At 63.6% G+C, this 13023-nt stretch carries 7 protein-coding genes, 1 tRNA gene and 1 pseudogene; 8 read left to right on the top strand and 1 reads right to left on the bottom strand.

Annotation, left to right across the window (positions count from 1 at the left end; translation table 11 throughout):
• Nucleotides 1–158: 158 nt before the first annotated feature.
• Together ASF66_RS06415 and ASF66_RS06410 are read left to right on the top strand one after the other, a co-directional pair.
• Nucleotides 159–1292 (top strand): metallophosphoesterase, encoded by a 1134-nt coding sequence (locus tag ASF66_RS06415; protein WP_056843178.1) that lies wholly within the window; start codon nt 159–161, stop codon nt 1290–1292.
• A 79-nt stretch (nt 1293–1371) separates the two neighbouring features.
• Nucleotides 1372–1581 (top strand): DUF2945 domain-containing protein, encoded by a 210-nt coding sequence (locus tag ASF66_RS06410; protein WP_056843177.1) that lies wholly within the window; start codon nt 1372–1374, stop codon nt 1579–1581.
• 130 nt (nt 1582–1711) lie between these two features.
• Here the strand turns inward: ASF66_RS06410 and yghU are convergent, their stop codons facing one another.
• Nucleotides 1712–2551 (bottom strand): glutathione-dependent disulfide-bond oxidoreductase, encoded by an 840-nt coding sequence (gene yghU, locus ASF66_RS06405; protein WP_056843176.1) that lies wholly within the window; start codon nt 2549–2551, stop codon nt 1712–1714.
• A gap of 248 nt (nt 2552–2799) precedes the next feature.
• On the opposite strand from yghU, the gene ASF66_RS06400 reads away from it, so the two are divergent.
• From ASF66_RS06400 to ASF66_RS23190, 6 genes and pseudogenes are all read left to right on the top strand, one after another.
• Nucleotides 2800–2874: transfer RNA gene (locus tag ASF66_RS06400), tRNA-Gln, on the top strand.
• 343 nt (nt 2875–3217) lie between these two features.
• Complete coding sequence (locus tag ASF66_RS06395; RefSeq protein WP_082484498.1) at nt 3218–6139, top strand: PAS domain-containing hybrid sensor histidine kinase/response regulator; 2922 nt, start codon at nt 3218–3220, stop codon at nt 6137–6139.
• Nucleotides 6140–6174: 35 nt separating this feature from the next.
• On the top strand, nt 6175–7416 hold the full coding sequence (locus ASF66_RS06390; protein WP_056843175.1) for a PrpF domain-containing protein: 1242 nt from the start codon (nt 6175–6177) through the stop codon (nt 7414–7416).
• 211 nt (nt 7417–7627) lie between these two features.
• The gene (gene nhaA / locus ASF66_RS06385) at nt 7628–8983 is read left to right on the top strand and encodes a Na+/H+ antiporter NhaA (protein ID WP_056843174.1); all 1356 of its coding nucleotides are present in this window, start codon (nt 7628–7630) and stop codon (nt 8981–8983) included.
• A 275-nt stretch (nt 8984–9258) separates the two neighbouring features.
• Nucleotides 9259–11835, top strand: coding sequence for a bifunctional diguanylate cyclase/phosphodiesterase (locus ASF66_RS06380; RefSeq protein ID WP_056843173.1), 2577 nt, complete (start codon nt 9259–9261; stop codon nt 11833–11835).
• A 50-nt stretch (nt 11836–11885) separates the two neighbouring features.
• Nucleotides 11886–12953: pseudogene (locus ASF66_RS23190) on the top strand (HAMP domain-containing protein); the annotation flags it as partial.
• Between the last annotated feature and the right edge of the window lie 70 nt (nt 12954–13023).

The raw sequence follows: 13023 nt of genomic DNA, 5'->3' as shown, positions 1-13023 counted from the left end.
TCATGGGATGTCCTTCGCGGGCAGAGCCCGCTCCCACAAATACCGCGATCTTCTGAAGCATCCTGTTGGTCGAGGGGTTGCACACGTTCTGTAGCAACTCGCTGACAAACCATCGGAGGGGCCGGCTGTCAGAGTGCCACTGACCATGAGGAATAGCCGTGTTCCACATCTATGCGACTGTCGCGTTTCTGTATGTTGCGCTGCGCTTCATCTACCCATTGCCCCTGGCCACCGGCTGGCGTTTGCTGATCGGTCTGGTGCTGCTGGCCGCGTCCAAATACCACCTGCTGATTCTGGCGTTCACCGGGACCATGTACTCGCCTGAAGTCCCCTATTGGGTGGCGTACAGCGCTGGCTGGGCCTTTACCGGGTTTGCCCTGCTGTTCGCTTTCGTGCTGGTGCTGGATCTGGGCATCCTGCTGACCCGCCTGGTCCGTCGCCGCGCTTCGTCACGCAGCGCCCTGGCCAAATGGCGCTATGGCGTGGCAGCGCTGGCGGTGGTGGTCTCCGGCTTCGGTGTGGCTCAGGCTACCCGCGTGCCGGACGTGCGTCAGGTGGACATCCAGATACCCGGGCTGGCGCCGGCGCTGGATGGGTTCCGGCTGGTGCAGCTGTCCGACCTGCACATCAGCGTGCTGTTTCCCGAGCCCTGGGTGGACGAAGTCGTCACGCGCACCAACGCGCTGGCGCCGGATCTGGTGGTGATCACCGGGGACCTCATCGACGGCACCCTGCAGGCGCGGGCCACGGACGTGCGCCCACTGGCCCGGTTGCGCGCACGCGATGGCGTGATCGCGATTCCCGGCAACCACGAGTATTACTTCGGCAACGAAGGCTGGATGGCCAAGTTTCGCGAGGCGGGCATGCACAGTCTGATCAACCAGCATGAGGTGGTCGGCGATACACGCGGGCAACTGGTCATCGCCGGTATCACCGACAAGGTCGCCACCCGGTACGGAGGCAGCGCGCTCGACCTGGATCTGGCCCTGCGCGGTGCACCGGCCGATGCGCCGATCGTGCTGCTCAACCATCGACCCGCCGGGATCGATCAGGCGATCGCCGCTGGCGTCGATTTGCAGCTGTCCGGGCACACCCATGGCGGCATGATTCGCGGTTTCGATCAGGTGGTGGCCAAGGCCAACGAGGGGTTCGTGTCGGGGTTGTACCGCCGTGCAGGCCTGCAGCTGTATGTCAGTAATGGCAGCGGGTTGTGGAACGGCTTTCCGATTCGTTTGGGGGTGCCGTCGGAAATCACCGAGTTCACCTTGCGCGCAGTGCCGTCCGGACGTTGAGTCGCTATGTGGAGTGAATCAATGGAGTGCGTTGCACTCCTTTGTTTGAAGGGTTTTTCATCACATGAGGAGCAAGACCATGAGCCATGCATTCAAGGTGGGTGACGCGGTGCGCTGGAATTCCGAAGCGGGGGAGATCCATGGCAAGGTGACCAAGGTTCACGTCAAGGACGTGGAGTTCATGGGCAAACATCGGCCAGCGTCCAACGACGAGCCGCAGTACGAGGTCAAGAGCGACAAGACGGGTCATTCGGCGCTGCATCACGGCGATGCCTTGCACAAAGCATGAACGTCGTCTGCGCCCCGTGTAGCAGCGGCGCAAGCCGCGTCGGCGTCGTATGCGCAGTGTCAGGCGTATTGCGGCGAGGCCGGACGCGGCTTGCGCCGCTGCTACAAGGGCGGTGCAAGCCAGGATGGGGTTATTTGAAGTCGGCGGCGCTATGGCGTTCGGGGACTTGGGTCGCTTCATCGCCCCAGGTGCGGTTGACGCGTTGACCGCGCTGCACGGCGGGACGTTGGGCGATCTCTTCGGCCCAGCGCTGCAGGTGAGGATACTCGTCAACCGCCAGGAATTGCGCTGCGTCGTACAGATTGCCGCGCACCAGCTGCCCATACCATGGCCAGATCGCAATGTCGGCCACGGTGTATTCGTCGCCAGCTATGAAGCGCGTCTCGGCCAGCCGCTTGTCCAGTACATCCAGTTGACGCTTGGCTTCCATGGTGAAACGGTTGATCGGGTACTCCAGCTTCTCCGGCGCATAGGCATAGAAGTGCCCGAAGCCGCCACCCAGATAGGGAGCTGCGCCCATCTGCCAGAACAGCCAGTTCATGGCCTCGGTGCGTGCTGCCACATCGGTGGGCAGGAACTCGCCGAACTTCTGCGCCAGGTAGATCAGGATGGAGCCTGACTCGAACACCCGCACCCCGGCACCTTCGCTGTGATCCACCAGCGCCGGGATCTTCGAGTTCGGATTGATCTCGACGAACCCGCTGGAGAACTGATCGCCTTCGCCGATGCGAATCGGCCAGGCGTCGTATTCGGCGTCGGCGTGGCCCAGCTCCAGCAGCTCTTCGAGCATGATGCTCACCTTGACGCCGTTGGGGGTCGCCAGGGAATACAGCTGGAACGGGTGCTTGCCTACGGGCAAGGTCTGCTCATGGGTGGCGCCAGCGGTCGGGCGGTTGGTCTTGGAAAACTGGCCGCCGGATTCCGCGTCGTTTTTCCAGACCTTGGGTGGAACGTAGGGGGTAGTGCTCATGAAGTGTGCCTCCTGATAGGGTTGAACATGCACGCCGGGCGTGGCAAGTGGGCGATGAAGATAGGACTTGGCACAGGCGCGTACAGTTCATCCCTGCACCGTTTGAAGCCAGGTACAGTGACGCCGGAAAGCAACCGGCTGTTTTTGAAGAATATTTATTGCAATTGGGGTTTCCTGCGCGAAAGAAACCTGATAAATTCCCGCTCGTTCATGCAGAGGCCAGCAACTGGCTTTCTTGCACCGGATACAGGGGCGTCGCCAAGCGGTAAGGCAGCAGGTTTTGATCCTGCCATGCGTTGGTTCGAATCCAGCCGCCCCTGCCATTATCCACGTCATATCGACACTGCACATGAACCCGGCACATGACGTGCACCTTCTGCTTCACCTTCCTGTTCGCACATGATTTCTCTACCCGCTGTACACGCTCGTCTCGTTTTCAAGATGCGTGGCCTGTTCAGGGTATGGCGCTGTCTGCAAGTCGTTTCACGTGAACCACCGGATACCCTTGACGCTGCGCGCGTTCGGGAACCCCGCTGCCAGGTCACTGCCTAACACACACGTAGCACTGCATTGGGTCCATGGCACCTTTATAAGGTAGTTGGAGGCGTTCTGAACGACACGACAGTTGCAGCTCGCGCATTCCAGGTCGAGCGCCTGCGCAAGGTAATGGAAGAAGCCGGTTTCGACCTGCACGATCCACACACTCATGTTGTGCTGAGCCAGTTGCAGGCCTTGGCCCGATCGCCTGCGCCCGAGGCCGCCCCCGATAAGCCCAGCCGTTCGCCGCATGTGACCGACGAGGCTCGCCAACGCGCCGTATTCGACAGCTCCATCGATTTTGCGATGGTGGTGATCGATACCCAAGGCATCGTGACCGACTGGAATATGGGGGCGACCCACGTCATGGGTTGGACCTCGGATGAAATGTGCGGCCGCAGCGCCGAACCGTTTTTCACGCCCGAAGACCGCGAGCAGGGCCGGCTGGCCCTGGAGATGCGTCTGGCGCTGCGTGACGGGCGTGCCAATGACGAGCGCTGGCATCTGCGCAAGGATGGCCAGCGATTCTGGGCATCTGGCGAGATGATGCCGCTGTACGACGACGGCCTGCACCTGGGCTTCGTCAAGATTCTGCGCGACCGTACCAACGAGCACCTGGCCGGCCTGGCCATAAAGGAAACCCAAGAGCGCTACCGCCTGGCCGTCAAGGCCACCAACGATGCCATCTGGGACTGGGACCTGAGCGGTAACCAGGTGGTGTGGAACGAGGCGCTCGAGCAGGCCTACGGCCATCCTCTGGCTTCCGTCGAACCCACCGGTGACTGGTGGATCGGGCATATTCACCCTGAAGATCGCGCGGGCGTCTACGAGTCCATTCATGCCGTGATCGACGGCAGCCAATCGGGTTGGTCCGGCGAATACCGGTTTCAGCGTCACGACGGCTCGTTCGCCGAAGTGCTCGACCGCGGGCACGTCATTCGCAATGCCGAAGGGCGGGCGGTGCGGATGATCGGCGCGATGCTCGACCTGACCCGTGTGCGCAACGCTGAAAGCGCGTTGCGGCAGAGCGAGGAACGTTTTCGCAAGATCCTGGAGAACATCGAATCGGCGTTCGCCATCGTCGAGGTCAAATTCGACGCCGAAGATCGGCCCATCGACTACTGCTTCATCGAGGCCAACCCGGCCTTCGAACGGCAGGCTGGCGTCAACCTGCGCGGGCGCTGGGTGACCGAGTTCGCCCCGGACCTGGAGCAGTTCTGGTTCGACACCTATGGCCATGTGGCCAAGACCGGCGAGCCGGCTACTTTCGAGAACTATGCCGAAGCGTTCAAACGCTGGTTCGATGTGCGAGCCGTGAAAGTCGGCCTTCCCGAAGAACGCAAGATCGCGGTGATCTTCAGCGACGTCACCGCCCGACGCAATGCCGAGGATCGTCTGCGCACCAGTGAAGCCGTGGCGCGGGAAAACATCGAACGGGTGCAGTTGGCCCTGGCGGCGGGGGCCATCATCGGCACGTGGCATTGGCATCTGCCGACCGATCGTTTCGCGGTCGACGAAGGCTTTGCCCTGGCGTTCGGGCTGGATCCGGCGCTGGGCCGTGAAGGCTTGAGCCTGGAAACGATCGTGGCCACGGTGCATCCCGATGATCGCGAAGGCCTGAGTGCCGCGATCAGCGAAGTGATCCAGCGCGGCGGCAGTTATTCCCATCAGTATCGCGTCCGCCGGGCCGACGGCCACTATTACTGGATCGAGGCCAACGGTCGTGTCGAGAACGACGCCGAGGGCAAACCGCTGCGTTTTCCAGGGGTGCTCATCGATGTCGAGGCGCGGCGCTCGGTCGAGGCCGAGCGCGATCGCGCCTTGTCTGCGTTGCGTGCTCTCAACGATACCCTGGAACAGCGCGTGACCGAGCGTACGGTCAAGCTGATCCAGGCCGAAGAGAAACTGCGCCAGTCGCAGAAGATGGAAGCGGTCGGGCAGCTCACCGGCGGCCTGGCCCATGACTTCAACAACCTGCTGGCCGGCATTTCCGGTGCGCTCGAGCTGATGAGCACGCGCATCGCCCAAGGGCGCTGGATGGAAACCGACAAGTACATCAGCACCGCACAGGGCGCGGCCAAGCGCGCTGCGGCGCTGACCCACCGGTTGCTGGCGTTTTCCCGACGCCAAACCCTCGATCCACGGCCCACCGATGTCAATGCGCTGATGGAAGGCATGACCGAGCTGATTCAGCGCACGGTAGGCCCCAGCATTCGCGTGGAAACGGTGGGCGCGACCAATCTGTGGCCCACGCTGGTGGATGTCAGCCAGCTGGAAAACGCCTTGCTCAACCTGTGCATCAATGCCCGCGATGCCATGCCCAATGGCGGGCGCATCACCATCGAGACCGCCAACCGCTGGATGGATCGCGAGGCCGCGCGCAGTTACGACATACCCGAAGGCCAGTACCTGTCGGTCAGTGTCACCGACACCGGCACCGGTATGGCGCCGGACGTCATTGCCAAGGCGTTCGATCCGTTCTTCACCACCAAGCCCATCGGTCAGGGCACCGGGCTGGGCTTGTCGATGATCTACGGCTTCGCCAAGCAGTCGGGCGGCCAGGTGCGGATCTATTCGGAAGTGGGCGAGGGCACCACCTTGCGCATCTACCTGCCGCGCTATTACGGCGAGGTCGATGACGAGATACCGGAAACCCGCGAATCCCTGGCCGCCGCAGCACATGCCGGGGAGACCATCCTGATCGTCGACGACGAACCGACCGTGCGCATGCTCTTGACCGACGTGCTGGGCGATCTGGGCTATACCTTGATCGAGGCGGCCGACAGTCTGGCAGGCCTCAAGCTGCTGCAATCGGACGTGCGTATCGATCTGCTGATCACCGACGTCGGGTTGCCCGGTGGCATGAACGGTCGGCAGATGGCCGACGCCGGGCGTGAGGTACGGCCTGAGCTCAAGGTGCTGTTCATTACCGGCTATGCGGAAAACGCAGCGATCGGCAATGGTTACCTGGGGCCCGACATGCAGGTGTTGACCAAGCCGTTCGCCATGGACGCGCTGGCGTCCAGGGTCCGCGAGCTGATGAGTCCCTGAGCCATGCGGTGCTGCCCGACTCACAGGAGTAGTTGATGAACGACCTCACCTCCACTGGCCCTGGACTTGCGCCGGGTTGGCGCTCCCAACGCCGACTGGGCACGGTCGAGGTGCCGGTGCATTACATGCGCGGCGGTACCTCCACCGGTGTAGTCCTGTGGGAGCCGTTGCTGCCGACCGATACGGTGCTGCGTGAGCAACTGCTGCGCCAGTTGATGGGTGTGCCTGCGGCAGGCAGTCATCCCGGCAACCGGCAGATCACCGGTCTGGGCCGCGGTCCGGCGACCAGTAACAAGGTGTTCGTGATGAACACCGAACGCGTGGACGGCCAGCTGCGTCTGGTCAGCACCCTCGCGCAACTGGCCAGTGACCATGCCGAGATCGACTGGAGCGTGAATTGCGGCAACATGTCCAGCGCGCTGCTGCTGTGGGCGCTGGATGTCGGTCTGCTCCAAGCTCCGGTCGGCGGCTTGTGCGAAGTCGATATCCGCAACACCAACACCGGGGTGGTCACGACGGCGCGCATGCAGTGCGATGCGCGGGGGGACTTCGTCAAGGCGCAGATTCCTGGCGTGATGGGTGACTACCCTGCCGTGGACCTGTTTCTCCAGGCGCCGGTCGGCAACAAGACCGGTGCCTTGCTGCCGACCGGCGCGGTCGTCGACCACGTGGCTGGCATCGAGGTCTCCTGCGTCGATGTGGCGGTGCCGATGGTCATCGTCGATGCGCGCAGCCTAGGCAAGACCGGGCACGAACCCGTCGCATCCCTCGAGGCGAATGCAGCCTTCATGGCCACCTTGCGCTCGCTATGGACCGAGGCCGGATTGAAGATGGGACTGCGCCGCAAGGACGGTGTGCCCATGACCCGCGACGAGCTGGCGCGCAGCGAAACCATCCCCAAGATCTGCATCGTCGGCGCGCCGCGCGAGGGTGGTCATATCGCTGTACGCTACTTCACCCCGCAGACCGGTCATGCCTCCATGGCGGTGTCCGGCGGCTGCTGCCTGGCAGCAGCGTGCCTGATCCCGGGCACCACCGCGCACCAGGTGGCCCGTGACATCGCCGCTCCCGGAGCGACATTCGCGGACCTCCACGTCAGCATCGAAAACCCCGCCGGGCGCCTGGACACCACGGTGGTCGCGGCGCTGTCCGATGGGCAACTGCAGATCCGCAGTGCTGCCTACCGCCGCAGTACGCAGATCCTGATGCGTGGTCATGTGCCGTTGTATGGGGCCTCGCACGAGCTGCAGGCCGCTTTGCTGGACATCTGGCCGTAGTTCGTAGGCTTGCGCAGAACTCGGTAGCGGCCTCACTGCCGGGCACGGTGCGCGCGCTGATCGCCACCCTGATGCTGCCCCCGCCGCCGGATTGAGATGATGCATTGCAACTTGGCCCCAGGCTTTCTATCATCGCCGCGGGTGCGCCGCTGCATACGGTACGGCGCAGGTTAAAGTTCAGCGTTGGTCGGGCCGCCAACGGAGACTCCCCGTGTCCGAAACCAAACCGGCCGTGCCTGTCATTCCCCGCCCGCAACAGCTCACCGAGCGTGCCCTGGCGGCGCTCGAACGTTTCTCTCACATCGAAGCCGTCAGCGGCATCGTGTTACTGCTCGCCGCCATCGCTGCGCTGGTCTGGGCCAACAGTCCGGCAGCCGAGTCCTACGAGCATTTCTGGCACACCCAGATCACTCTGGGGCTGGGCGATTTCAGCGTGTCGCGCTCGCTGCACTTTCTGGTCAATGATGGCCTGATGACCATCTTCTTTCTGGTGGTGGGCGCGGAGATACGCCAGGAAATCAAGGACGGCGCCCTGGCCAATCTGCAACTGGCGACCTTGCCCCTGGGTGCGGCTCTGGGCGGGGTGCTGATGCCGGCCTTGCTCTACACCGCGCTCAACCATGGCACCGCCGCCAGCGCCGGCTGGGCGGTGCCGACCGCCACCGATATCGCCTTTGCCGTGGGCGTGCTGGCGTTGCTGGGCAAGTCGATCCCGGCCAGCGTGCGGATTCTGCTGCTGGCTTTGGCGATCATCGACGACATCGTGGCCATTCTGATCATCGCGGTGTTCTACACCGCCAGCCTCGACTACCTCGGCCTGCTGATCGCCGTGGCCGGTGTGCTGCTGGTGCTGGTGTTCCAGCGCATGGGCATCAGCAAGGCTTCTGCCTACGTGCTGCCTGGGGCAATCGTCTGGTTCGGCCTGCTCAAGACGGGCGTTCATCCCACCCTTGCCGGGGTGATTCTGGGCTTGTTGACGCCGGTCTACTCCAAGCCGATGGCCGAGCGTCCGGTGGACGTCATCCGCCGCAACTTCAACGAGTTGATGGAGCGCTTCACCCCTGGCAGCGACAACCGCGAGGCTGTGGTTGAGCCGCTGCGGCAGCTGCGCGATGCGCAACGCGAAGTGCTGCCACCGGTGCAGCGGATTCAGGTCGGCCTGCACCTGTGGGTCGCTTTCGGGGTCATGCCGCTGTTCGCCCTGGCCAACGCCGGGGTGAGCTTCGGTGGGGCGAACCTGGGCGATGCGATGTCGCAGCATGTGTTCGCCGGGGTGATGATCGCCCTGGTGCTGGGCAAACCGCTGGGCGTGCTGCTGGCCAGTGTGCTGCTGGTCAAGCTGAACATCTGCAGGCTGCCCGAGGGCGTGACCTGGGGTGGAGTGGGGCTGGTCGGCCTGCTGGCCGGGATCGGTTTCACCATGTCGATCTTCATCGCCGCGCTGGCCTTCACCGACCCGACCCTGCTGGCTTCGGCCAAGCTCAGCGTGCTGGCCGCTTCCACGGTGGCAGCGGTGCTGGGGCTGGTTTGGGGCAAGCTGGTGTTCGGCAAGGGGCGGGTGGGGTAGGGCTCGTTGTGGGATAGGCCTCTTTCTGTGGGAGCAGGCTCTTTGTGGGAGCGGGCTCTGCCCGCGAAGGATTCAGCGGTGAACCCTTCGCGGGCAGAGCCCGCTCCCACAGAAAGGCTGCTCCCACAGGAAGGCTGAGCCCACAAAAGGGCTGAGCCCACAATGAGCAGGTTTCACAGAAAGCGCTTCTCCTGAAGCGTCCCTGTGTTCATGGAAGCTCGAGGGCGGCCGATACACCCCGTATCAGCTGCGCAGTATTCTTCTCCAGGCCATCCATGCTCAAGTCCAGCTTCACTTCTCCTGCCTCGCCTGCCCAGCCAGCGAGCAGCACTTCCCTGGCACAGGCGTCGTTGGTCACGTTCTGTGCCAGCCTTGCCGTGGTCTTCGCGCTGGCGGTCTCGCTGTCACTGTATTTCGCCCACGGCCTGGATCGTGCAGAGCAGGCCCAAGGGCAGTCACTGATACAAAAAAGCATCGAGGCCGAACGCCGGCTCCTGCAACTGACCATCAAGGATTACTCGTTCTGGGGTGAGGCGTATCGGCATCTGCACCTGAAGGTCGACATGGAGTGGGCCTTCGTGCGGGAGAACTTCGGCCCCGCGCTGTACGATGATTTTGGCTATGAAGCGGCTTTTGTCATCGGCCCGAGTGGCCGCTCCGTCTATGCGGTGATCGAAGGCCGCTACGAGACCGTGGCAGCGGCGCAGTGGCTGGGGCGCTCTGTCGACGAGTGGGTGGCCGAAGCCCGCGCGCTCGCCGATGACGAAAAGGTCTTCACGGCACTGACCAGCCTGGCCGGCACGCCGGCGCTGGTCGTGGCAGCAGCCATCACGCCCAGTACCGACCCTACCGTGCAGGCCGACGACCGGCCGCCATCGGTCATGCTCGTGGTCAACCGACTCGATCCGCGGCGCCTCGAAGAGCTGGGCGCCAACATGGGTTTGCGCGGAGTACGCCTGGGCCGGGCCGATGACCCTGCGGTCGCTCACGCAGAACTGACGGGCGAGCACGGTACGCACTTCGATCTGCAGTGGGATGCCACCCGACCCGGGCGGCAGATGATCATTGTGGTGCTGCCGCTGATCATTCTGGCGACGCTGATCATTTTCGGCATGACCTGGGTCATGTTGCGCCGCAATACCCGCGCGGCCCGTGCCTTGGACAGCAGTCACGAACTGCTGCGCACCAGCCAGGCGGCGCTGACGCTGAGCGAGTCACGCTTTCGCGATGTCGCCGAGGCCAGCTCCGACTGGATCTGGGAGGCCGACTGCGAGGGGCGCCTCACTTACCTGTCCGACCGTTTCGAAGCTGTCACCGGGCTGGACAAGGCGCAGTGGTTGGGAACTTCGCTGGACCAACTCGTGGACCTGCCCGACGGCACCTTGCTAGACCGGCTGCGCAGCAATGTCGGGCAGAGCAACCTGGTCACCGAATGCAGCTATGTCGACAAGCACCTGCAGCAACGCACAGCCAGGATTGCCGCACGCACCAGCGGTACTCAAGGGTTTCGCGGCACCGCCACCGACGTTACCGAGGAGATCGAGGCCCGGCGACGGGTCGAGTACCTTTCGCGGCATGACGTGCTGACCGGGCTGCCAAACCGCAGCCAGCTGCGCGACTATCTGGAAAGCCGCCTCGAAAATGCCCTGGCCGCCAGCCAGCCCCTGGTGATGCTGACCATCGACCTGGATCGCTTCAAGCCCGTCAACGATCTGCTCGGACACGCCACCGGCGACCTGGTGCTGCACGAAATCGGTGCCCGCATCAGGCAGTGCGTGCGCAGCCAGGACATCGTCGCCCGGGTCGGCGGTGACGAATTCGTCATGGTCGTGTCGGGCATGGTCGGGCATCAGGAGATCGAAGCCTTGTGCCGACGGCTGATCGACTTGATCGAGCAAGTGATCGATGTCGACGAGCAGGAGATTCATGTCAGCGCCAGCATTGGCATCGCCGTGTCTCCGGGGGATGCGGCACACGCGCCCGAACTGTTGCGCTATTCCGACATCGCGCTGTATGAGGCCAAGGCCAGCGGGCGCGGTACCTGGCGTTTCTATGATGGTGACATGAATGCGCGAATCGTCGAGCGTCGCCGCCTCGAAGGCGATCTGCGCTATGCGATCAAGCATGGTGAGTTGCGTCTGGAATACCAGCCGCGCTTTCGCATCGCCGACGGGCGCATGGTCGGCGCCGAGGCCCTGGTACGCTGGCAACACCCTCAGCGCGGACTGCTGGCGCCCGATGCGTTCATACCCATCGCCGAGGAGGTGGGATTGATCACTGCCGTGGGCGAATGGGTGATGGACGCCGCGTGCAGGCAGGCCAGCCAATGGCCCGAAACGCTGTTCGTGTCGGTCAACGTATCGTCCAGAGAGTTTCAGAGCGGGCAGTTGGTCGAACGGGTCAAGGCGGCATTGCAGCGCTCTGGGCTGACCGCGAACAGGCTCGAACTGGAGGTCACCGAAAGCGTCATGCTGGAAGACGCCGACAATGCCCTGATACTGATGCGCAGCCTCAAGGCACTGGGTGTGCGCCTGACTATGGATGATTTCGGTACCGGCTACTCATCGTTGAGCTATCTGCGCTCCTTTCCTTTCGATGGGCTCAAGATCGACCGCAGTTTCGTCAGCCGACTGGGTGACAGCCAACCAGATCTGGCCATCGTCGAGGCCGTGATCGGACTGGGCCGGGCCTTGTCGCTGACGGTCACGGCCGAAGGTGTGGAAACCCTGGAGCATCTCAAGTTGCTCGACTCCGTGGCCTGCGACGAAGGCCAGGGCTATTACTTGAGCCGCCCGCTCAATGGCGCCAGCTTCGATGCGCTGCTGCTTTCCATCAGTTTGCCAACGGGCTGAGCGGGTCATTCAAGAAGCACAAAGGCGAGCCGATAGCACGGCGGTATCCGTTGACGCGCTTCTTCTCTCCTGCCGGTATTCGACCCTTGATCAAACACCTGAAATTCAGCCATAAAATCCTGCTGGCCGCCGCTCTGGTCGTAACAGCGGCCCTGGCCGCCTTCGCCGGCTTCAATGCCTACCTGCAACGCCAGGCCATCGACCAGAGCCTGCGTGCGTCGCTGACCGAAACCGGTCGAGTGACGGCAGGCAACGTCGCCTATTGGCTCGACGCGCGCATCAAGCTGATCGACAGCCAGGCTCAGGTCCTGGCCCGCGATCGCAGCGCAGAAGGCCTGACCGGCCTGCTCGAGCAGAAGCTGTACACCGACAACTTCGACCTCACCTACCTGGGTGAGGTCGATGGCACCTACACCAAGCGTCCCCACGGCCCGTTGCCGGCCGGCTACGATCCGCGCCAGCGGCCTTGGTATGCGGCGGCGACCAAGGCCGGTGGCATGATCGTGACCGAACCCTATATGTCGGCCTCGTCGAAAAAACTGGGCATCACCATCGCCACACCGCTGATGCGCGATGGCCGACTGGCCGGTGTGGTCGGCGGCGATCTGGACCTGTCGACGCTGGTCACCATCATCAGCTCGCTCAACGCCGGCGGCCTGGGCGAAGCTTTCCTGGTGGATGCGGAAGGCAAGATTCTGGTCAGCAGTCATCCCGAACAGGTGCTCAAGCGCCTGCCCGAGGTGTTCACTGAAGGCACGCCGAACCTGGCGCCCGGTTTCAGTTCGGTGCCGCAGAATGGCACGCAGCGGCTGGTCAGCTTCACCCCTGTGGAAGGGCTGCCGTCGGTGAAATGGTACCTGGGGCTGTCGATCGACGAGGCCAAGGCCTATGCGCCGGTGACCCGGGCGCGCAATCTGGCGATCATCGCCACGGTGGTGGCGGTGGTCGCGATCATCGCCTTGCTCGGGTTGCTGATCCAGATCCTGCTGCGACCGCTGCGCGAGCTCACTCGCGCGATGGACGACATCGCCGAGGGCGAAGGCGATCTGACCCGGCGTCTGCCGGTGGAGGCGCGCGACGAGTTTGGCGCGTTGGCCACGGCGTTCAACTCGTTCGTGGCACGTGTCCACGGCTCGATTCGCGATGTCGCGCACAGCACTCAGCAGTTGACCCAAGGCACGCGTCGGG

This window comes from Pseudomonas sp. Leaf129 (assembly GCF_001423465.1).
GTDB classification, from domain to species: domain Bacteria; phylum Pseudomonadota; class Gammaproteobacteria; order Pseudomonadales; family Pseudomonadaceae; genus Aquipseudomonas; species Aquipseudomonas coleopterorum.
The sequence above is the reverse complement of the archived record's forward strand: the minus strand, read 5'-3'. Positions and strand labels throughout refer to the sequence as shown.